General features: G+C 58.1%; 26 protein-coding genes and 1 pseudogene. 4 read left to right on the plus strand and 23 right to left on the minus strand.

The genetic code is table 11. The annotated features are described in order from the left end of the window. Positions 1 to 11: 11 nt before the first annotated feature. The 7 genes from K3725_RS09660 to K3725_RS09690 form a co-directional block, all read right to left on the minus strand. Complete coding sequence (locus K3725_RS09660; protein WP_260015110.1) at positions 12 to 824, minus strand: hypothetical protein; 813 nt, start codon at positions 822 to 824, stop codon at positions 12 to 14. Between the two features lie 29 nt (positions 825 to 853). Beyond that, on the minus strand, positions 854 to 1,375 hold the full coding sequence (locus tag K3725_RS09665; RefSeq protein WP_260015111.1) for a hypothetical protein: 522 nt from the start codon (positions 1,373 to 1,375) through the stop codon (positions 854 to 856). Between the two features lie 36 nt (positions 1,376 to 1,411). Further along, on the minus strand, positions 1,412 to 2,212 hold the full coding sequence (locus K3725_RS09670; protein ID WP_260015112.1) for a DUF2971 domain-containing protein: 801 nt from the start codon (positions 2,210 to 2,212) through the stop codon (positions 1,412 to 1,414). Between the two features lie 49 nt (positions 2,213 to 2,261). After that, positions 2,262 to 2,531: a hypothetical protein gene (locus K3725_RS09675; protein WP_260015113.1), complete on the minus strand. Its 270-nt coding sequence runs from the start codon at positions 2,529 to 2,531 to the stop codon at positions 2,262 to 2,264. Positions 2,532 to 2,554: 23 nt separating this feature from the next. After that, complete coding sequence (locus tag K3725_RS09680) at positions 2,555 to 2,953, minus strand: thermonuclease family protein (protein ID WP_311202199.1); 399 nt, start codon at positions 2,951 to 2,953, stop codon at positions 2,555 to 2,557. Positions 2,954 to 2,963: 10 nt separating this feature from the next. Then, positions 2,964 to 3,527, minus strand: a complete 564-nt coding sequence (locus K3725_RS09685; protein WP_260015114.1) for a hypothetical protein — start codon at positions 3,525 to 3,527, stop codon at positions 2,964 to 2,966. Positions 3,528 to 3,694: 167 nt separating this feature from the next. Continuing rightward, on the minus strand, positions 3,695 to 4,183 hold the full coding sequence (locus K3725_RS09690; protein ID WP_260015115.1) for a hypothetical protein: 489 nt from the start codon (positions 4,181 to 4,183) through the stop codon (positions 3,695 to 3,697). Positions 4,184 to 4,298: 115 nt separating this feature from the next. On the opposite strand from K3725_RS09690, the gene K3725_RS09695 reads away from it, so the two are divergent. From K3725_RS09695 to K3725_RS09705, 3 genes are read left to right on the plus strand one after another with little or no spacing between them, the layout of a single operon-like run. Further along, positions 4,299 to 4,652 carry a hypothetical protein gene (locus tag K3725_RS09695; RefSeq protein ID WP_260015116.1) on the plus strand — a complete coding sequence of 118 codons (354 nt, stop codon included), beginning with the start codon at positions 4,299 to 4,301 and terminating at the stop codon, positions 4,650 to 4,652. 17 nt (positions 4,653 to 4,669) lie between these two features. After that, positions 4,670 to 5,005 (plus strand): hypothetical protein, encoded by a 336-nt coding sequence (locus K3725_RS09700; RefSeq protein WP_260015117.1) that lies wholly within the window; start codon positions 4,670 to 4,672, stop codon positions 5,003 to 5,005. A 14-nt stretch (positions 5,006 to 5,019) separates the two neighbouring features. Beyond that, positions 5,020 to 5,286 (plus strand): hypothetical protein, encoded by a 267-nt coding sequence (locus K3725_RS09705; RefSeq protein ID WP_260015118.1) that lies wholly within the window; start codon positions 5,020 to 5,022, stop codon positions 5,284 to 5,286. A 70-nt stretch (positions 5,287 to 5,356) separates the two neighbouring features. Here K3725_RS09705 and K3725_RS09710 read toward each other — a convergent pair whose 3' ends face one another. The 11 genes and pseudogenes from K3725_RS09710 to K3725_RS09760 all read right to left on the minus strand — a co-directional run. Then, positions 5,357 to 5,731, minus strand: coding sequence for a hypothetical protein (locus tag K3725_RS09710; RefSeq protein ID WP_260015119.1), 375 nt, complete (start codon positions 5,729 to 5,731; stop codon positions 5,357 to 5,359). Continuing rightward, a complete protein-coding gene (locus K3725_RS09715) occupies positions 5,728 to 6,549 on the minus strand; it encodes a hypothetical protein (RefSeq protein ID WP_260015120.1) in 822 nt (273 codons plus the stop codon). Before K3725_RS09715 ends, K3725_RS09710 begins: the two co-directional genes overlap by 4 nt. Next, positions 6,549 to 6,812 carry a hypothetical protein gene (locus K3725_RS09720; RefSeq protein WP_260015121.1) on the minus strand — a complete coding sequence of 88 codons (264 nt, stop codon included), beginning with the start codon at positions 6,810 to 6,812 and terminating at the stop codon, positions 6,549 to 6,551. The genes K3725_RS09715 and K3725_RS09720 overlap by 1 nt, the downstream gene beginning before the upstream one ends. Before the next feature lie 545 nt (positions 6,813 to 7,357). Next, positions 7,358 to 8,083 carry a lysozyme gene (locus tag K3725_RS09725; protein WP_260015122.1) on the minus strand — a complete coding sequence of 242 codons (726 nt, stop codon included), beginning with the start codon at positions 8,081 to 8,083 and terminating at the stop codon, positions 7,358 to 7,360. A gap of 65 nt (positions 8,084 to 8,148) precedes the next feature. Next, entirely contained in the window at positions 8,149 to 8,439 is a 291-nt protein-coding gene (locus K3725_RS09730; RefSeq protein ID WP_260015123.1) for a hypothetical protein, read from the minus strand. A gap of 8 nt (positions 8,440 to 8,447) precedes the next feature. Next, complete coding sequence (locus K3725_RS09735) at positions 8,448 to 9,689, minus strand: peptidase G2 autoproteolytic cleavage domain-containing protein (RefSeq protein WP_260015124.1); 1,242 nt, start codon at positions 9,687 to 9,689, stop codon at positions 8,448 to 8,450. 24 nt (positions 9,690 to 9,713) lie between these two features. After that, a complete protein-coding gene (locus K3725_RS09740) occupies positions 9,714 to 13,412 on the minus strand; it encodes a hypothetical protein (RefSeq protein WP_260015125.1) in 3,699 nt (1,232 codons plus the stop codon). Next, positions 13,393 to 13,782, minus strand: a complete 390-nt coding sequence (locus K3725_RS22625) for an NlpC/P60 family protein (RefSeq protein ID WP_260015126.1) — start codon at positions 13,780 to 13,782, stop codon at positions 13,393 to 13,395. The genes K3725_RS09740 and K3725_RS22625 overlap by 20 nt, the downstream gene beginning before the upstream one ends. After that, a complete protein-coding gene (locus K3725_RS09750) occupies positions 13,782 to 14,255 on the minus strand; it encodes a DUF1833 domain-containing protein (RefSeq protein ID WP_260015127.1) in 474 nt (157 codons plus the stop codon). Before K3725_RS09750 ends, K3725_RS22625 begins: the two co-directional genes overlap by 1 nt. After that, complete coding sequence (locus K3725_RS09755; RefSeq protein WP_260015128.1) at positions 14,252 to 14,605, minus strand: hypothetical protein; 354 nt, start codon at positions 14,603 to 14,605, stop codon at positions 14,252 to 14,254. Before K3725_RS09755 ends, K3725_RS09750 begins: the two co-directional genes overlap by 4 nt. Positions 14,606 to 14,820: 215 nt before the next feature. Then, a pseudogene (locus K3725_RS09760) lies at positions 14,821 to 14,989 on the minus strand (phage tail tape measure protein); the annotation flags it as partial. A gap of 1,801 nt (positions 14,990 to 16,790) precedes the next feature. On the opposite strand from K3725_RS09760, the gene K3725_RS09765 reads away from it, so the two are divergent. Continuing rightward, positions 16,791 to 16,964 (plus strand): hypothetical protein, encoded by a 174-nt coding sequence (locus K3725_RS09765; protein ID WP_260015129.1) that lies wholly within the window; start codon positions 16,791 to 16,793, stop codon positions 16,962 to 16,964. Here the strand turns inward: K3725_RS09765 and K3725_RS09770 are convergent. Genes K3725_RS09770 through K3725_RS09790 form a run of 5 tightly spaced genes read right to left on the minus strand, consistent with a single transcriptional unit; the run spans position 16,931 to position 18,751 of the window. After that, positions 16,931 to 17,422, minus strand: a complete 492-nt coding sequence (locus K3725_RS09770; RefSeq protein ID WP_260015130.1) for a hypothetical protein — start codon at positions 17,420 to 17,422, stop codon at positions 16,931 to 16,933. The two genes, K3725_RS09765 and K3725_RS09770, sit on opposite strands and share 34 nt — an antisense overlap. Next, positions 17,422 to 17,811 carry a hypothetical protein gene (locus K3725_RS09775; RefSeq protein ID WP_260015131.1) on the minus strand — a complete coding sequence of 130 codons (390 nt, stop codon included), beginning with the start codon at positions 17,809 to 17,811 and terminating at the stop codon, positions 17,422 to 17,424. Before K3725_RS09775 ends, K3725_RS09770 begins: the two co-directional genes overlap by 1 nt. A 24-nt stretch (positions 17,812 to 17,835) precedes the next feature. Beyond that, positions 17,836 to 18,258: a hypothetical protein gene (locus tag K3725_RS09780; RefSeq protein ID WP_260015132.1), complete on the minus strand. Its 423-nt coding sequence runs from the start codon at positions 18,256 to 18,258 to the stop codon at positions 17,836 to 17,838. Continuing rightward, the gene (locus K3725_RS09785; protein ID WP_260015133.1) at positions 18,258 to 18,431 is read right to left on the minus strand and encodes a hypothetical protein; all 174 of its coding nucleotides are present in this window, start codon (positions 18,429 to 18,431) and stop codon (positions 18,258 to 18,260) included. Before K3725_RS09785 ends, K3725_RS09780 begins: the two co-directional genes overlap by 1 nt. Further along, positions 18,431 to 18,751, minus strand: coding sequence for a hypothetical protein (locus K3725_RS09790; RefSeq protein ID WP_260015134.1), 321 nt, complete (start codon positions 18,749 to 18,751; stop codon positions 18,431 to 18,433). The genes K3725_RS09785 and K3725_RS09790 overlap by 1 nt, the downstream gene beginning before the upstream one ends. Positions 18,752 to 18,756 lie beyond the last annotated feature (5 nt).

The raw sequence follows: 18,756 nt of genomic DNA on the forward strand, positions 1-18,756 counted from the left end.
GAAAGCAATTGCTAGGCTTGCGGGCTGATCCAATCATCCAACTCTTCGAAGCGTTGAAAGTTCGTGATAACTGTCTCCACAAGATGAACCATATCTGAAAGAAACTTAACTATGGGCAAGCGCAAGGGGTCCATCGTCGCAACCGCTTCAATTTGATCAGCCCCCTGGACAGAATCAACCGGGAACTCAGCCTCAATCACCTTAAAAACACCACCTCTCCGCACACCTTCGAGAAAAAACGTCACCTTAGGCATGTGAGCCTCCTCCTCAGAAAAAAACTTAAGTGCCATGTTGGTATCGAGCTGAGAAGGAACTCTAAATGAAACAGAAAGTTGCCTGTGTTTATCTCTGTTGCTGATGAGCGACAAATGTTGGAATGGGTTCCCTTCGTATCCGTCCCAACCCACATTCTTCCTAAATGGTTGCAAGTGCAAGAAAAGCTGAAAATATTTTTTGTGGCAGCTCTGCTGTATCAGCTTAACACCCCTATTACGGTTCCATCGTTCCTCGCTTTCGAATGCTGGAAAAAACAGTTTTCGCTTCTCTTCTGCGGTGAGATTGGGGTTTGCAGATGTAACAATCTGGTAGGTCAAATTATCCAAAACCGACCGCAAGTGATGTACTGCGGTTGACACCTCCAGGGAAACAGTCGTCCAATCATCATCATTCTCCGACTTGAGCGACTGGGTTATTGTCTTTCTATCTTCAGAAAAAACAGTTTCAATTTTCATTTTGGACAACCCGTCCAAACGGAGCTGAATGGCTTCAATCACCGACTTGCAGTAATCCAACCGCTTGAACAGCACGGGAAAATCAACGTTCAAATCAAACTCCTCCTTTGTTGGACTAAGCCCTACAATCTCTCTGGGAGTTTGAGATACGGGTTGAATATCTCGGTCAAACTATTGCTCGTGAACCTCGCGAATATTTTATCTTCAATATCAATTTGTTGCTCAAACAGTTCCGCACGTCTTTTCTCTTGCTCAGGCTTAATGACACCGCGCCGCAAGAGATCATCGAGACGCTCTATCCTTGCCTCCGCGCGCACGTAACTGAAAGACGCATCAATTAGCCACTTTACTTCCCGATCGATGTCGCCCCCAAAGATGAAGGGAACCTTCCTAGCAACACCCAGCACTTTTGCCGTCGCCTCGCGGCCAGGCCGCCCGTGAATTGCAGCATCTTCCAAGAATTCCTTTAGCGCGAAGTAGACTTTCAACCTCTTCTCATGCAGAGCGAACTTGTAGTTCGCGTCGGCGACCTGCTTCTCGTGTTTGTGCTGATTAAATTGAAGCACGAACATTCCAAAAGTCAGGCAAGCGACAGCAAGTGTGGCACAGGTTGAAACACCAATAAAAATGAGCTCTGTTGACAACTCCAGCCTCTCCTTTCTTGGTTTCTCAAATACCGATCAGATGAATGGTATCTGAGATTTTTGAACTCGGGGGCAATCTACCCGCTCCAGCCGAAAATAGTTTTCAAGAAAACGCTCGACTTTACCGTGGTTCGTCTTAGGGCCGGTCATGATAGAATCGATGGCCAAAGGCCTTGAAAGCCCCTCAAACACTTCACAATCAGGTAGAACCAAGGGTAACTCCCTTCGGTACTCCCCGCCAATCAGCTTAAACTGTGAGCCCCCAATCGCGCTTACAGTACCGCTGCATGTCATTCGGTATTCCGCCTCAACCTCGAAATGCGGGCTCTTAATGAGCTTCGTAAACTCCATCAAAAAACGCGAAAGCTCCAGGTGCCTTTGTGCACTATCTTCATACAATACGTGAGGTAATTCCCCCAAGAAGGAGGCACCCGGCGTGTATTCGCACCGACTAGGTCCTTGAAATTGGTAAGCCCCTCCGAGCTCAGCCAAGTCTACGCTTGAAAATCCGATCGCAACAGACTGCCCGCCGTGAGCGAGACTGCTGTACCCTCGCCACATAGATAGGTCGTCTGCGGCCGCAGAAAAACACAAAACTTGCCCGTTCAACCTCTCCTCGACGTCCATCAGAGCCGTTTCAATTTCCTGGTCCGTAGTCCCAAAAATGGTCGAGAACCTACCGCCCCAATCAACGAGAAAATCCCTGATAGACTGCAATCCCACCTTAAATTCTTGCGAGTCATTTAGGGCGCGAAAATCGGACGCCAGAAGCGACTTGGTCTCTAGGATCTTTTCGAGAACCTCGAAAGTCGTGTAGTGCCATAAGGTTGTTGGCACATTCGGCTTGCCTCCTGTTATCACTATCCCATCTCTCCTTTGTTGGATTTTAGAACCACCGAACTATCGACGCGATCATCACGACCAGAACGATGATTGTAACCGCAGCCCCTAAGGGGTTCCTGTAAACGACCCGCCTATTCTGAATAGGTCGGTAACCCGGTCGACCAGCCTCAACATCTTTAACCAAGTTCAAGTCCCAAAGCAGATGGCGCACCCCAACATACATCGCAAAAATTACAAGGATGAGGAAGTTGCCGACAAACAGAACCGGCGAAAGGACCAAAGCCAAAATCGATTTGAAAAGATCGCGTATCATCTTCCGCCACTCCTTTTGTGAACTTACCGGCAGTAACGCGCCCGTCGCAGCCGCGATTTCGCGGCAGGTGTCTCATAGCGCCGATACCGGCCGCCCGAGTACCGCTGACAGTCCAGGGCGTGACCGGCGGCTATGACAGCGGCGCCGATGTCAACCCCGTCCGCATAGCAAACACCGACGTGCCGGTCATGTGTCCGCTCACCACTCAAACGGCACTCAACCGATTTGCCAACGAGATAGTTGACCATCCAGCGGCGGGCGTCTTTACCGGCGCCGGTGTCCAGCTCTGGCGCGTCCACCCCTTGCAATCGAACCGGCGTCCCGCTCACGACGATAGTGTCAGCATCGCGCACCCTCAACCCACCAGCCCAAAGGGGCGGCGCAAGAACCGCGAATACCAGCAAGATCAATGAAAGCCGCACACCTTGCTCCTTAGTTGGCCCCTATCCGAACTGCGCCAGTTTTCCCTTGACCAGGGAGAGCTATAGAACAGGCCCAAATTGTCTGATCAGGCAAGGTTATGTAGTGGCACTGCAGATGTAGCCAAATCTTTTCAATAGCCTCTGCAATCAATCTGAGGTCAGCCTGCCCGTACTTTCGACCTTGTTCGATTTTACGTAGCGTCAGGGCATGGAGGTAGTCCCCGCACTTGCCATGCACAGATTTGACGTACTCAGGCGATATCTCAGGTGTCAGGTCGATGAGATGAAGCCCTGAAACTTCCCTAACCAGCCTTGAGCGTCGGGGAAAGAAATCGCCATTAAGGGTACTAAGTGTCGCCGCCAAGTCCTTTGGGAAAAACTTCCGAGACAACGCATTGTACTCATCGACACCCTCCAAATGCGGGATCGCAAGGGCCACAGAAAGCCCTTCACAAATCAATCGCAAGTTTAGGTAGCAGCTTTCCGTTGCAAAGCTCAAATTGTCCGGAGGGAATGTCTCGCCCTTGAGGGTCCTTTTCACAAAAAAAACCCGGTCTCTGATGTTATCCATCATACCCGGATAGTAACTCTCAAAATTCACTCTCCAGCTCCCTGAGTGCTCATTTCATACACTTTCTTTGCCCTCTGAAGGCGTGCTCCTTTTTCAGGTCGCGGGGGAAGGGCCTTGCATCCCCGCCCCCCGCTCAATCCCCAGCGCAAGGTTCGCGCCGAGGCGTCTCCTTACTTGGATTTCTGTTTCCGGTGGGCGCTCTGGTGCTTGGCATTCGCCATCAGCTTCACACCCTCATAGAATTCCGTCATGTCGTCGCCCTTCTGGTACAGCGCCGGGCCATTGTCTTTGACCGAATGTACGTAGACCACCAGGCCCGCATCAAACAGCGCCTCAACTGTGCTGCGCGCGTGCTTTTCAGAGAACCCGACGCACAGCGAATTTGCAAAGAAAACCTGATCCCCGACGTGCTGCATACGGTTCACCTTGTCCAGAAACACGCCGCGCTCTATCAGCTTAGCCGGCCAATTGGTGGTGCGCTTGACGTGGCGCACATCATCGACAAAAAGGGCTGACACATCTTCCGCGCCAAGGGTGCTTTCATCCACCCCCCAGGCGCGCGAACGGGCGATCTGCTCAGACCGAGACGGCAACCACGGATGCACGGTCACAATCGACCACTTGCCAGAAAACCTGCCTGCTTTCTTATCGTCCGACACGGCGCTGCCTTTTCTTACTCTTTTCTTATTTCGTAGGGAAAAGGCTTGCTCGCGTCAACTGTACACATTATCTTACATCGTAGAGAAAGTTTCCAGAAACCGCCCGGAGGCCGAAATGGCGACGCTTTTTCCTGCCAAGCACGACAAGCAGCCGCACTGCCGCTACTGCGGCGCGAAGCTGCGCAAGTGGATTGAGTGGGTCGAGTTCGGCCCGAAGGCGGAAGATCAACCGCGGACGAAAGAAGAAGCCAATCGCCGGACTAACCGTAAGATCGTCCATTACACATGGGGCGGCCCCGAAGGCGACAGGCGCATAGTTCGCGTGTCGACCTGGGACGGCGAGAGATACCAGGGCGGCTACTTCTGCAAGATCCAGTGCGCCGTAGATTTCGCTTTCCTCTTTGCCGAGCAAGGCCGCGAGACCGTCACTCACCAAAAAGCCATCGCGTATCAGCGCGAAAATCCATAAACCGCCGGGAGACTGACATGGCATGCATCCTGAAGAAATATGAGGTGACCGTGCAGGGATACGGCGCTGGCCAGTTCTATGCCAAGAACAAGAACCAGGCGCGCGTTCGAGCATTCCGCTCACTGCAGAACGTGAATGACCGGATCACTTTCAAAAGCTTCCTGAAGATCGTCGGCAACATCGCGCTGCAGGAAGCCCCAGACGGTTTCGGTGCGCCCATTTTGGTCAACGGGAAGCCCGCGCATTTCCTTGAGCATGCTGGCGGAAATTCAATCCGCTTTTGCTACCCGGACAGCGACACGATGCTGATCGTCCATGAACTGGACGTGTCTGAAGCCGAAACCATCCAGTAAACGCCGGAGACAACATGCCACAGCACGTTAAAATCAATGATCGCTACGAACACATCCCGGATACCGGAACTCACTGGCGCATCCTTGATACCGATAATGAGTGGGATGAGGTTCGGATCCCGAAACGGTTCGCGCCGCTGCCTGAGGTCGCGGTGGAGCTACTGGAGTACGTCGCGGAAAGGCAGGAGGTGGCCATGAGGGCGGGCTTCGAAAGTGGTCGCCGCTCATTGCAATATGACCTGCGCAAGTTGTTGGGCGCAGCGCCTAACCCTCAATCCTAAAACCGCCGCCCCCGAAACGACAAAAGCCCCGGCGCAAACCGGGGCTTTCCTTTTGTCCTGCAGTGCGGCTTTAGGCGTCAGGCTCGATCCGCTGCAGCCCATGCGCTGCAATCAGCGTGTCGAACTGCTCAGCCGGGTCTGTGCTGCTGGCCGGGCCGGTCACCACAACCAGGTGATCCGCAACGGCCTGCCAGTCGCCCGGAGCCAAGCCGTCTGGCCACGCCATTCCGGGCGGCAGGCCAGGGGCAAAAGACAGCACATGCAGAAACGCGTCAGTTTCCTTGGTTGAAGCCCCCTTGTGCGTGGCCTCCCCGGCCCCGTCGGGTGATAGCTCAACAATAAAGTTCTGCCCGCTGCGGCCAAGTGCATTTGCAGCCCGGTTGCAGGCCTCCGCGTGCTCAATTGGCGCCAGGAAGGCGATGCGGTTGGTGTACAGGGTGGTCATACCGTTACCCCGAAGTATGCGGCCACCTGCTGCTGCTGCGTTGCCGTAAGGGGGGCGGAAACGATCACGGCACCAACCATGTTGTTGCGCAGCACATCATAGTTGTCAGCCATTACCACGCCTTCATCCGCGATCAGCGCGCCATCCGCAGCGATGTAGGCGGAAAATGTTCCGGTCAGCGGTGCAATCAGGGAGTCGTCGCCATCGTCGGCCAGCGTCCTGTCGGCTTGGTATGTCGCGCGGGCAGCATCTGCGGGAGCAAGGCAGTGTTTACCCGCGACGGTGCGCAAAGAAAGGCCGCTCACTGTTCCGGTAAAGCTTGTCTTGTTCAGATTGAAAAGTTGCGGGCGGGCTGACCCTGACGCCTTGAAGATAGCCCTATGGCTCCCGTCCCCAGTGAAGCTGCCCAAGAAGTTATTGTCCCCATCGAACAAATTCAGGCTATCCGCGCCTGACCCTGCAATGGTCAACTGAAGTTCCCCGAATTCCCCAGCAGATAGCCCCATGACGTTAAGGGTGCCGTTCAAGCCTTGGGCCGTGAAAGAGCCATCGCCGTTGTCTGTCCAGTTCACGGCAGTAACGGGGTTTTCTTCGAAGAAGTTGACGCCTCGGGCCAAGCCCCGCGATTTGTCCAGACCAAGCTTCACAAGGTCGCCAGAGGGGGCAGACGGCAGTATGCCCGCCGCGTCCTGAAACAACGTCGAGGTGTCGCGCCAGTCCAGAAACAGACCCTGCGCACCACCGGCGAACAGATCCACTGGCGTGAAGGGACGGCGGCACACCGCCGCCGTCATTACCGAAAGCCCATTGCCGAGCATCAGTACCACCCAACTACGGTTGCCGTGGTGCCGGTTGCCTCCACCCCGACCGCAGAGAACCCGATGGTTTCGCCCGCCAGAACAGGGTAGACGATGACGGTCCCCCCCTCGTCACGCAAGGCAAGGTCGCCCGCGGTGAGAACACGCAGGACTCGCGGCCTGGGCGACAGGTCGGCACCGTCTTGCGGGGCGATTGAGAAATGATGCGTCGCCGGGCTTTCCAAGCCGCGCATCCAACCGTCAAAGGGGTCGCTTTGAGGCATTTTCGTTCCTTTCTTTGTTAAATTCGGAGGAATTACTGCGGGCCTGCCGCGCTGAGAATTTCAGCAATTGCGGCAAGCTTGGCGTTGGCACAGGCCCGCCCCCGGGCCTCTGCTATCAGCGCGTCGGAATGGTGGCCCTCATTTTGCGGGAGAGGGCCAGTATAGCCAGCACAGAACTCCAGCAAATCGGCCGGCACAGGTGGCGGCTGTTTTGCAGGTTCAGGGTTGAACCAGGTACAGCCGCTCAGAAGTAGCGCGCAGCAAAGGTGACAAAGGCGCATCGCGGCCCTCCATGGATTGCAAGTCACGGGAAAGCGCGTCCCAGCGGCGGTATTCCTCCGCCGCGCGCGCCAGGTGCGCACGGTGAACCCGGGCAGCCTCCTCAGCCCGGGCCAAGCTTGCTCTTGCTTGGCCGAGTTCTGCGCGCATTGCGGAAAGCTCAGAACGCAACACCCTGCGGTCTGCCACTAGATCGGCCAACCACCAGACCGCCGCCGCAAACGCCGCAGCACCGGCGAGGTTCAGCACCGACCGCAGAGGCAGCACTACGCCGCCCCCAGAGCTTTCAGGCACATGATGCGCTCTGACTGGCGCCTGTTCACCAGCCCCCTGAGAACCCTGCCCCCCGCCAGGTTCCAGCGCGGCAGCTCATTGCAGGCAGCGTTGTAGCGGCGGGCGCGGAGGTGCTTAGCAAGAGTAGACCCGCAAGCGGCACCCGTTCCGACATTGTAGGCCCAGGACGTCACAGACGCCTGCACCCCTGCTGGGGCATCCGTGAAGCCATCGACGCAATCCGACATTCCGGCGTGAAACTCTGTCCACCGCTTCTTGAGCATGCTGGTGCATTCCGCGTCCGAGTAGCGGTCCCCCTGCTCCACCCCCCTGGTTTCACCAAAACAGACCGTCCAGACAGCTCCGTGACTGTCCCAGTAGGCCGTGTTTTCTTTGCCTTCCCACTGAGCCGTGAGCGGAATACCAAGAGCCAGGACGCCAGCGGCAACACCAATGTGTCGCTTGCGGATCGCCCCGCTTTCATCGCGCCAGAACTGCCGCCACAACCCGGATGACGGTTGAACCAGCACACGCGCAAAGATCGCCAGCATGTTCACCAACGCTGCAATGATTGCAAAAACCAGCGGGTCAAGCCCGAGCATGGCCGGAGTCACCAGCGAGATGAACAAGGGCAGAACAGACACAAAGGCCGCTAACACCAGAAGGCGTACCGACCAGGCGCCAGACAAAGTTTCTTTCCAGTTCGGGATAAGTTTCATGAAGATCTCCAAAAGAAAGGCCCCGCTGGATGCGGGGCCGGTTTCGGGGTTGAATTTTCGATGGATCAGTCAGCGAGCTGCTTCAGGGCTTCCCGCTGTTCCGGGGTGAGTTGCGCTATCTCGATGTTCCGCCGCTCTCTGCGGTCGCGCTCTTCGATGCCGCGCAGGCAGCGATTGTGCCAAGCCCTCAAAGCCAGGCTGGCAACCGCCACAAAGACGCCGACACCGGCAGCAATTTCATGCGATCCCAGCCACCCAAAGAAGGAAGCGGCGGAACCGCCAACCATGCCCCACCCCGCAAATGAAGACGTTACGCGGGCCTGAACTGCTGCCTCAAGGTTATCTGTCAAAGACATCTTCCGGATTACCTCACCAGCCATTCCTCAACATCCGCAGAGATGTCCCGCATCTTGATCCACCGGCTGCCGACCGGCTGGCCTTTGCGGAGCCGCAGCTTACCCATCAGCCCCACCATGTCCCATTCGGCACGATCAGCCCGCGGGATGTATTCCTGGGCGGGATCAAAATCAGGGTTTTCCTTTCGGCATTGCTGAGTGACGGTCTCCCCGGTTTCATCGTCGGTAACCTGGTAATCCTCCCAGACATACGCTCCGAAATCGTCGCGCATGTACTTGCCTTTCCAGCGCCCGATATCTCCGTCACCCACAACTGACGGATTGGCCGAGATCACGCCTATGGGATCCTCCCCGGTCAGCGCAGGGCGGATCTTGCCGCCATCCAGCACAACGGCCAGCCCGCGGCGGTCCTCGCTCGCCGGATTGCCGTCCAACCATTCGAAAAATTCCGCATAGTCCGCGCCGCCGCCAGTCCAGGAACCATCGCAAGTGCCGTTGCCATCACCTGAGAAATTGAATTCCAGGTCTCCGCCCGCTCCGCCCGAGACCATCTTTGCAAAAGTGTAGTCTGCAGTGCTGGCACGATCCGCCACCAGAACAGAAACCGTTCCTGTGAATGACGCGTGGGTGGCAACCATCCGGGCCTGCCAACTGGTCTGAACACCCATCTCGACCTGAAACTGCGACAAGGGCGCGTCGGTTCCGAAACCGACCTTTCCGTCACTCTTCAGAACCAGGCTGTTTGTTGGAGCGCCAGCCTCAAACAAGGCGACCACCCGGGCCGCAACCGCATCGTATATGGTGTAAGCGCCAGTGTTAGCGACATGGCCGGCAGTCCACTTGGCAACGCCATCCTCCTTGTGGCGAACCCGGGAGCTGTTCCCGGCTGCACTGTCGATATCCACCACAGAAGCCCCTGCTCCTGCCGACACCAAGAGAGAAGTAAACGCACCGGCACCGCGTGTGGCCGCACCGATACCCACACCATCAAGGTCAGCCGCGGACAACTTCAAGCGCCCGCTGGAGGTGTCATAAGACAGCAGAAGAATATCAGTCGTGCCGTCGAAGATGTTGAACTCCCACACGTTGCCGTCCTGTTTGATCCAGAACGTGCCAGCCGCCGCATAGGCGGGTCTTCCAGCTCCCATGTGACTGCTGTTAAGCGCATCCCTGAACCACCCCAGCAGCGCTGCCAAATCAGTGCCTCCGGTTGTTGAAGGGTTGATCGTTCCGAAGTCATATTGCGACATAGATTTCTCCTGATTGCGGCGGCGCTACCGCGACCGCCCGTACCCCTTGGCGACCCAATCAAAGGAACAGGCTATGTCCGCCCCGGCTGAATCGACAAATTTCTGGTGAAAACCCTCACGGGTCACATTGGAACGCACACTGCGCGCACCGGTTGGAAGCCCCTGCCCGTCAACCGTGACAGCCGGGCGCACCCGGAAGGGTGAGGCAAAAGATACAGCGACCCCGCCAGCAGGGCACTGCACATCCGCGCCAGCTTCCACCCTGTCCGGCATATCAATCGTGACAGACACATGATCGACCTGGACCGCGACTTCTGGCGCACCACTGATTAGCTGCAGGCGAAAACGGAACGCACGAGCGCTGTAATCCCCAATTTGCAACGCTGCCCAATCGTCCCAGACAGCCCCAGCGTCCTGAGGATCGTTCAGAGTTGACGAAACCTGCAGCTCGATCCCCCAGGCGTCCGAGCTGGTTCCGGTCAGATCCTCGACATCCTCAAGGCTGCTCCAATTCGCCAAGCTATCATCCAGCCGGAAACCGAACCCGCGCACATCAGCGCTCAGGCGCGAGGTGTAAACCTCGCCGAGGTCAGTGACCCCCGCGAAATCATATGTGCCAGTCGGCTCCACCCCGCCGTGACCGCCGATACTCATCACCTCATCCAGAGCGGTCCAGTTGTCGATTGAAGCCCCGGACAAGAGCATGAGAGCATCCGAAACCACTGATAGCCCGTCAGTCTTCGCACCGGCAAAACCAGGATGCTCCTGAACCAGCTCCACCACGTTCAACGCGGAGATCCCGGCGCCCTCAACCGTGACTTCCGCCGCCACCGCACTTTCCCGGCCATACAGAGAAACAGCCTTGATCAGATAACGGCCATTCACTGCAGGGATTGCAATCTGGCTTCCTGACACCTCCGGCTCCACCAGAGACGCCTGCCGCCAGCCGCCTGTTGCGCCGGGCGCCAGATACCGCAGGCTATAATGCGAAACGATGGCCTCCCCCAAGCGCCAGGACAGGAAGAGCTGATCCCCGGCCACCCGGGACACAAACCCGGCAACCGCAGCAGGCGTCTCTCCAGAAACCGTGCGCTCGACATAAACCACCGCGGGGTCTGACCGGCCTGCGTCATTCACACCGAAGATCTCGAACCGGTAATTGCCAATCTCAGGCAGCAGATAGGTGCCGGAGGTGTTTTCGGTGTGCGTGATCCGGACCCGATCACCTTCCGGAGAGATCCGGTAAATTACAAACCTCTCCGCGCTGTAGGCCCCACCAGGCTGCCATTCCAGCTCTGCGAAGGCCGCAGCGCTGCGCGCGCCCGACCGGTCCTCTTTCACAACGTTTTGCGCCACCGCGGAGATTATGCGGGGCGCCACAGGCTTCAGCGAACTGTTTGGTGCGACAGAGGTTATCGTCGGCACATAGTCAGGGATTTCCCCCTGGTCCGCATCGAGCACTTCCGGAGCCGCAGGTACGCCCTTCAGCGTGGCCTGCAGATCACCATCATGCAGAATGGCTGTGATCAGCAGCTCGACACTTTCCTGGGTCATCAGCTCAATTGAAACGAGATCCCCGGCGACCAGATCTGCGGCCGGCACAACTTCGGATGCAGTCCAGATCCCGTCATAGGAGTCGGGCGCAGCAGCGGAGAAAACCACCTCATCACCCAAGGCGGAGCGCCAGTTCACCCGGTAGTCACCAGCCTCAGGCGTCAGCAGCTCATCGAGGGTGAAGCTGACAAGATTTCCGCCGGGATCAGTCACAATGGACTTCACCCGGCCAGCACCTACGCCGATCATCGGCACGTCATGAACAAACCGCACCTTGTCGCCCATATTCACCCGCAGGTGATCTAAGTCGCTTTTCCAGGTGAACTCTTCATACCGCAACAAGGCCTGCGCCAGATGATAACGGCCCAGCCGCCAGGCGTTTCCGCCGTTTGCGTCATCCTTGGAAAGGACAACCCCGCGCAAATCTAGGGTTTCAAGCTCAGTGGCCGTGGCCGCATCATACCCGTCCGCGTAGACCGTGATTTCATCCTGCTGCCAGTCCAGCCTCTCGGAAAGGCAGCGCACACGAAAACCGTGGATCTCTTTCGGGAAGGTGATCGCGCCGCGAAAATCATAACTGTTGCGTGGGCTGAACTGCTGCACAACCGGCCCGGCGCCGCCATCACGGATGATCGAGTATTTGAGATCCCGCAGGGTACGCCTGGCACGGCCAGCGCCGCAGATCATATCCAGAACCTCGGCAACCGTGGTGGTCTGGTCGATCACTGCATCACAGGTCCAATGCGGCTCCTGATCTGCCCAATCAAGCAGATCCTGAAGCTGGATCCGGCTGTCTGCCAGCGGCTTGGCCAGCGTCGGCCCCATCAGGGACCGGGCATAGATCCAGGCCGGGTGGCGCACTGGCTGAAACGCCGTCCATGACGCACCATCCCAGACCGGCGCCATTTGCTGAACTATCACGCTCAGATCTTCAAGCTGGCCGTTCAATTGCTCGCTGGCCTTGATGCGAACCGCCACCTCGGCAATGCCGTCATGACTGGGCAGTTTTCCAGTGCGGATCGAGCGGATTGCACTCAAATAGGAATCGTCACGAACCGTTATGTGATCGCTATCTTCATAGATCCGCTTGATCTGAACCTCATATTCTCCAGGCTCAGGAAACACGATCAGCTTTGTGAAACGCAAATTCGCGGTCGTGGCGCCGGTATGAAGCTCAGCACCCGCATCAATAAATTGAGAGTCTCCAACCTTCCGGTAGTAAAACGCCGTCAGGCGCGAGAGCGGCTGCTTATTGTTGTTCTCATCGAACCGGACCAAGCCCTGATAGAGAACATCAATCTCTGCCGCAGTTGACCTCTCCCGCGTGGTGCGGATCACAATGTCATTCTGGTTCAGACGAACAGAGTAACCGTCTTCAGCAATGTCGTCCGGATAAAGGTCAAGCGCCTCCGCACCGCTCCGCCAAGCCTTAACCAAAGGTGCAATCTGCGGAATGCGGGAGAGAGTTTCAGCACTATCCACATTGAGAAATTCCAGTTCGACTCCTGAAAACTCCCATATTGGCGTGGTGCCGATCTTCAGTTCCTCCAGTGCCACAGGCCCATGACCGAAAGTATACCGGCCCCGGAAATAGACCTCCTCCCCTCGCCCCTCTGTAAAGCCGCGAGCGGTCTTGGGAGGGAACATCTTGTGACGGCCCAGAACGCTCGGGTAGACGCCGTATTTCACCTCCGCATTGCCGGATCCGGTGATTGAAAAATTCGGATCATCCTGCTGGATGCTGCCCGGCCTGGCAGGCGGCGGAATCAGCGCATTGATCAACAGCGATCCAACAATGGTGACAGCGGCATAAACTGCAGCATAAGCGAATGAGGTGGTTGCCAAAGCAAAGGTTGTACCTGCGATGTAACTCGCTGCGGAAGGCAAGACGGCAGCCAGGACAGCACCCGCAAGCGGCCCTTGCACCTTTGGGCCGATAAGCACATGGCTGCCTTCGCGCGGGCGCACCCGGTGCCACTTGTCCACCGGAACTACGGTGCTGTGCACGCCCTTGCTAATCACGACCTGCACAGACATCAGCAGGCGGGGATCAATTTCCGCCTGCTGCACCAGGTCGGCAACCGTCACCCCTTCCGGCATGTGCCGGCACTGCGCCCGACCCTTTAGCGGGTGCTGATAAACGGCGGTTTCAAACAGCTTGGCGTCCATGAATGTAGATACCTTCCAGGCGGCGGGACATTGCACCCTGCCGAAAATCTTCAATTACGCTCTCGCCCGCGTCTCCGCAGGCATGGAGCATTTGCCTGTTGTTCAGGGCGTAGCCCACATGCAGCTCCAGCCCGCGCACCCGGAACAGAAGTGCGGCCCCCTCCTCGGCAACCTTCACCTGCCGCCATTGGGGTCGCACCTGGTCTGCCAGCTTCATTCGCGCGGCGGCTGTCATTGAGCACAGCGGGTCAAACAGCTCCCGCCCGTGCCGTTCCCGCTGCAGGGCCAGAAACAAGCCCAGGCAGTCAAATTCCTGCGGCCCCCGACCGAGTTCCCGGTAGGGCAAACCGACCCAGCGATCCGACCACATCAGAAAATGCCGGGGGTATTGGCGGGGTTGAAAACCTTGGAGCCGAACTGCTGCTCCAAGATGGTTTCGACGCTCATAGTGCCACTGATAGTAAGGGCGTCATACTCGGCAGCGCGCATTTCCACCTCCAATGGCGGCCACTCATCAATGTCCGGCGTCTCCGCCAGAACCCAGACGATGCTGGCCTGCACAACACCGCGCACCAGGCGCAGCGCCTGGACAAGCCGCCGGTCCACGTTGTCCGCGGTCCAGCCAACCACCGGAACACCTTCCGCCTCTTCGTCCGGAAGCGACACGTTGAACGCCAAGGGTTCAAACACCTTGCCCAAGCGGGTGACTGGCTCAGTGTTCGGGACCAGGCGGATTTCATCCTCCCAATCTTCCTGCGTCAGTGTGATCAGCGGCAGAATAACCGCGCCGGTCTCCTGCGCATGCATGGCCCGGCGCATGTTCTCGCTTAGCGTGGACCTCATGGCAGCCGCTCCGCTGGAACAGTGATCGACCACTTACCGCCGCCAATTGGGCGCAGTCGTGCCGCAGATAGCCGGAAAGGAGCCTCCAAGCCATCCAGCGGATCGACCATCAGAACAGGCAAAGATCCTTGCGCAAGATCTACCCGCCAGAAGGCCCGGAATTCAGCCACCTGAACCCCTGTATAGGCAGGGTGAAAGAGGGTGTAGCTATCGGGAACCGCCGTGAACCTGGGACGGACCTTTGCAGGCCCGTGTTCCATGGAAGTCCGCAAGGCGCCATCACCGAAGGCAACGCCCAACCCGCCCAGCCGGTCGAGGCTGGGCAGGCTGCCAGGAAAGGAAACCGCCATTTAAACCCCCTGCGCCTTGGGTCGAAGATTGAAACGCTGCCTCAGAGCGCGGTCAAACTTGCCCTCGCCAATGCCCTTTCTGACAGCATTCTCCAGAAATACATCGACCCGCCCCGGTGCGGTTTGCTCTGCCCGGACCTCCTCAGATCCGGACGAAGAATGCACGACAACGGTCAAATCAATCACGGGGTCCGAAGCCTGCCCTTGTGAAACCTGAGCGCGGACGCCCAACTTGCCGCCCGGCCCGCGCGACAACGGCATAATCGCCTCCGGGCCAGCCTCTCCCATCAGGCCAGTGCCGCCGCGCATCGGGAAGACCGTCGGCGCTGAAACGACACCGCCCTTGGCAAATGCCTGGACGCGCCCCCCGGAAAAGACATTGCCATTTGCCGAGGCAACAACCGGCCCAAACAGATTTCCAATGCCAAGATGCCCGAACAAACTCGACAGCGAATTAGTCAGAACCTGATCCAACAGCTTGTCAGTCAGGCGATTCAGTGCATCACCAGCACTCTCCGATCCTCGAATGATTGAGGAAAACGTAGATGCAAAGGATTGCTCTGTGGACTTTGCGGCCGCCTCAACGCGGCGGGTCTTTTCCTCCGCCTCATCAAGCTCGTTGCCCAAACCTTTGACCTTACCCCCTGCCCCAGCAGAGGCCGCACCCAGGGCGTCAATCCCGTCGACTGTGATATCCAGTGTCCGGTTCAGGTTCTCAGTGTGGCGGACCATTGCGGTGTCGGAACGCATGACGCGGGTCGCCACCTCCTTGCGGCGGGACTCTGCAATCTCCAGCGCCCGGGTTGCCTCGGCCAGCTCTGCCCGCGCGGCGGCCAGATCGTCCTCGATCACGTTGTCGACCATGTTACCCATGAGATATCCGGATCCCAGGCCTTCTTTCATCGACTGATGGCTGGACAATTCAGATTGAAGCATGGCGATATTCGCAGCAGCGGCTTCCCTGGCAGCTTTAGCCATGTCGTAATAGTCGTTTGCAGCGTCAATAGCTGCAGCACCGGCATTGGGCGCCGCCGTCGATTCAAAGACACCAAGGGAGGCGTTGAGCGCAGCTTGCGCCTCTTGAACCTGCTCCAGAGGTGTCTTCACCTTTCCGGCGTTCTCCCGGAATACCAGGAAGTATGCCGCCGCACCGCCGACCAGTGCCGCCAGAACCCCCCAGGGGCCTGTTGCAACCGCCATGGCCGCCGCCATCCTGGGGGCCAGTGTTATGATTGCCCCCATACCCTTGCCGACCCCGACCAGCGCAGTAGCCGCAACCGGCAGGCTCAGCGACAGCAGGCCGATAGCGGCAATTGCAGGCCCGAGGGCAACAGCCAGCCCGCCAGCCAGGACAATGTTTTGCTTAACCTCCGGGGACAGTGCGGAAAACCACTGAATTGCCCCGCTGACATGCTCTTTCAAAGGCACAAGGAACGGGACAATTTCTTTGCCGAGTTCTTCTTTGACGTCGCCAATTGCGTTCGAAAGCTGGCGCCACTGACCCAGCGGCAGATCCGCCGCAGCAGCAGCCTGCCCCTGGAACTGCGTTTCCAGCTCTTTCAGGATCAAAGCCTGCGCGGCAGCAACATCGCCGGTTTCAACCAGCGACTTGATCACCTTTTTCTGATCATCGGAAAACTGAACACCGGAACGGCCCAGGGCCGAGATCCCTTTAATGGGATCATTCAGCGCCTTACCCACCAGTATGGATGCGCTTTTCAGGTCCATTTTCAGGAGCGTCGCCATGTCCAGGACATTGGTTTGCGCCCGTTCAAAAACATCTCCCTGGATCTTGGTGAACGTCAGCAGGGGCGCCGTCACATTGCGCAGGATATCCTCGTCTCCAAAGGTGGTGACACCCTGCAACGCGGCCGCCATACCTTTCAATTCCTGAGCCGACAGGCGGGCGGCGCCTCCGGTGGAGCGGATAGCCTGCTCTACCGTCCGTTCCGCCTCTGCCTGCTGGTCATAGAGCTGCACAGACTGCTTTCCGATATAAGCCAGCGGCGCAGTCAGGGCGGCGCTCAGCCCAGCCCCGACGTTGCGAATAGACCGGCCTGCGCGGCGGGCATAATCATTTACACCCGCCAGCGCGCCTTTCACCCCCTTCAGGTCATTCCGCGTCCGGTCGAAGGCCGAGGCGGTGCGTGACTGCGCCGTAATGTCGAATTTCAGCAGATCAAGCATGCTGCGCCTCGTCTCTCAGATCCAGGTATGCATCCAGAAGATCCGCCTCAAAAGCGGGCAGATCCTTCATGATTTGATGGGGGTACTTGCCCAGGGCGAGGGCGATCCGGCAGACAGCTTGCGCCCGCCGGTCGCCCTTCAGGCGTTTTTTAGGGGCTGCTTTGCCTCATGAGCGGCGGCGATCCGCTCCAGGTGATAGAGCAGCAAATGCGGCTTCGCGTCTTTGACGGCCGCGGTCAGTTCCGGGCAATCCTTCAGGACTGACAGCATCGCCTCGCGGAGCTGTTCACCATTCAGACCGGCCAGCTCACGGTTCGCCGTCTCACCAACCTCCCCGGCCGCCTCCCGCATAACCCGCGCCACGACCGCGAACTCCATCCGGTGAAGTTCGGCCTTGACCGCAGGTTCATTCGGGAAGGCGGGCGTGCCATCGGCGTTTTTCGCCTGATGAATCAGCCCCGACACCATCAGAGCATGCTCATCATCCGGCCGGATACCCTTGCGGATCGCCTCATGATCTGCCAGCGACAGCGGCGGGAAAAACAGGTCGATACCATATTCCGGCACATGGACCTTGACCATTTTGCGGTCGCTGTGGACCGATTTCAGCTTTGCCAGAATATCGCTCATCAGGCCACCGCCGCGATGTTCAGGGCGCCCTTGCCCTTGGCCGAGTATTCACGGGTTGCCTCGCCGTCATGGCTGCCGCCGACCTTCTGCGACAGGATCGACACCGTGCCGGAGTAGTAGGTTTTTCCGCTGCCGTCGCCCTCGGTGTAACCTTCGAAGGTCACAACATCCCCGGCCCGCAGGGTCTGGTTCGCACCGGCGGCGTGGTCAGCCAGATAGCTGAGGCTCGCAGTCCAGCCCGGAATGGTGGTGTCATGGTCCTGCCAGGTATCCCCGGCAGCCGTCAGATCCACATCCCCCACGGTTTCCTCGATATCGACCTGCCGGAGGCCGTCAATGACATTCCCCCCGAGTTTGGTCACTGCGTTTTTCAGTGTATGCCGCGCCATGAGCGGGTCCCTTTCTGCTGATGTTTACGCTGGCAGTCCTTCCGGGGTGAACCTCACCGCCCGGAATGTCATGTTCAGCTTTCCAATCCGGCGAGATCCCTCGCCGGACATGTCGATATCTGTGCTCTCAAGCTGGTGATCACCTTCGCCGTGATCAGCCAGCACGGGCAGAACCAGCGCCTCGATAAGGGCGCTGACATCATCCAGATTGTCTTCCAGATCCTCAATGCCTTCGCATCGGTACTGCACGACAACATCAGTTGCCCGCAGCACCTGTGTTGCGTCAGATTTCCGGCTTAGTTCGCGGGGCGTGAACACCCCGAAGGCAGGCAGAGCTTTAGGGTCAACATTGTTGACCCAAGCCTTCAGGACCGTGACACCGGAGAACTCAGGAGCTGCGGAAACCGCATCCCGCAATGCCTTCCGTAATACCGACCGCGGATGCATCAGGCCTTGTCCTTGACCTTCCCGTCGGCCCGCTTGCCGAGACCGCGGCGCTCTTCTGCCCCGGCCGCTTGCTCGGGAACCTCGTAAGGGTCGCCGGGCCGCAGCGCCTTGCCGGTCGGGGATTGCGCAGCGGTGCGGCTCTGCAGCGCCACCATTTTCACACCCTGAGACATCAGAGTTCCTCCAGTTCATAGATAACAAAAGCATCGACAGCCGGGCTGCCGCCAGGCTGTCCATTCAACACGCTGTAGGACTTGCCGTTGCCCGGCTCGATCACACTGCCGCGGACGATGCCGCCCGCATGATCGGCCGGCACTTTCAAAGTTGGCGAAAGGACAAGGGTGCTGCCGCCATCTTCGTCTGGGATCTCCATTGGATCCTCGCGGAAAACAGCATCCAGTATGTGTTTACCGCCCTCGGGTGGCGTATGGGAGACCGTGCTGCCAAGTACACTTGTCAGCAGCCCGGCCATCCCATCAAAGTATGACGACATCAGAT

The organism is Leisingera sp. S132, from assembly GCF_025144465.1.
GTDB lineage: Bacteria > Pseudomonadota > Alphaproteobacteria > Rhodobacterales > Rhodobacteraceae > Leisingera.

Coding starts and splice junctions, on each gene's coding strand:
- K3725_RS09775 (WP_260015131.1), bottom strand. CDS start 17,811: ATGGCGCGGCATACACTGAAAAACGCAGTGACCAAACTCGGGGGGAAT.
- K3725_RS09720 (WP_260015121.1), bottom strand. CDS start 6,812: ATGCCTCAAAGCGACCCCTTTGACGGTTGGATGCGCGGCTTGGAAAGC.
- K3725_RS09695 (WP_260015116.1), top strand. CDS start 4,299: ATGGCGACGCTTTTTCCTGCCAAGCACGACAAGCAGCCGCACTGCCGC.
- K3725_RS09685 (WP_260015114.1), bottom strand. CDS start 3,527: ATGATGGATAACATCAGAGACCGGGTTTTTTTTGTGAAAAGGACCCTC.
- K3725_RS09750 (WP_260015127.1), bottom strand. CDS start 14,255: ATGAGGTCCACGCTAAGCGAGAACATGCGCCGGGCCATGCATGCGCAG.
- K3725_RS09785 (WP_260015133.1), bottom strand. CDS start 18,431: ATGTCTCAGGGTGTGAAAATGGTGGCGCTGCAGAGCCGCACCGCTGCG.
- K3725_RS09740 (WP_260015125.1), bottom strand. CDS start 13,412: ATGGACGCCAAGCTGTTTGAAACCGCCGTTTATCAGCACCCGCTAAAG.
- K3725_RS09765 (WP_260015129.1), top strand. CDS start 16,791: ATGCTGCGCCTCGTCTCTCAGATCCAGGTATGCATCCAGAAGATCCGC.
- K3725_RS09725 (WP_260015122.1), bottom strand. CDS start 8,083: ATGAAACTTATCCCGAACTGGAAAGAAACTTTGTCTGGCGCCTGGTCG.
- K3725_RS09755 (WP_260015128.1), bottom strand. CDS start 14,605: ATGGCGGTTTCCTTTCCTGGCAGCCTGCCCAGCCTCGACCGGCTGGGC.
- K3725_RS22625 (WP_260015126.1), bottom strand. CDS start 13,782: ATGTGGTCGGATCGCTGGGTCGGTTTGCCCTACCGGGAACTCGGTCGG.
- K3725_RS09770 (WP_260015130.1), bottom strand. CDS start 17,422: ATGAGCGATATTCTGGCAAAGCTGAAATCGGTCCACAGCGACCGCAAA.
- K3725_RS09700 (WP_260015117.1), top strand. CDS start 4,670: ATGGCATGCATCCTGAAGAAATATGAGGTGACCGTGCAGGGATACGGC.
- K3725_RS09675 (WP_260015113.1), bottom strand. CDS start 2,531: ATGATACGCGATCTTTTCAAATCGATTTTGGCTTTGGTCCTTTCGCCG.
- K3725_RS09735 (WP_260015124.1), bottom strand. CDS start 9,689: ATGTCGCAATATGACTTCGGAACGATCAACCCTTCAACAACCGGAGGC.
- K3725_RS09705 (WP_260015118.1), top strand. CDS start 5,020: ATGCCACAGCACGTTAAAATCAATGATCGCTACGAACACATCCCGGAT.
- K3725_RS09780 (WP_260015132.1), bottom strand. CDS start 18,258: ATGCATCCGCGGTCGGTATTACGGAAGGCATTGCGGGATGCGGTTTCC.
- K3725_RS09730 (WP_260015123.1), bottom strand. CDS start 8,439: ATGTCTTTGACAGATAACCTTGAGGCAGCAGTTCAGGCCCGCGTAACG.
- K3725_RS09790 (WP_260015134.1), bottom strand. CDS start 18,751: ATGTCGTCATACTTTGATGGGATGGCCGGGCTGCTGACAAGTGTACTT.
- K3725_RS09710 (WP_260015119.1), bottom strand. CDS start 5,731: ATGACCACCCTGTACACCAACCGCATCGCCTTCCTGGCGCCAATTGAG.
- K3725_RS09715 (WP_260015120.1), bottom strand. CDS start 6,549: ATGCTCGGCAATGGGCTTTCGGTAATGACGGCGGCGGTGTGCCGCCGT.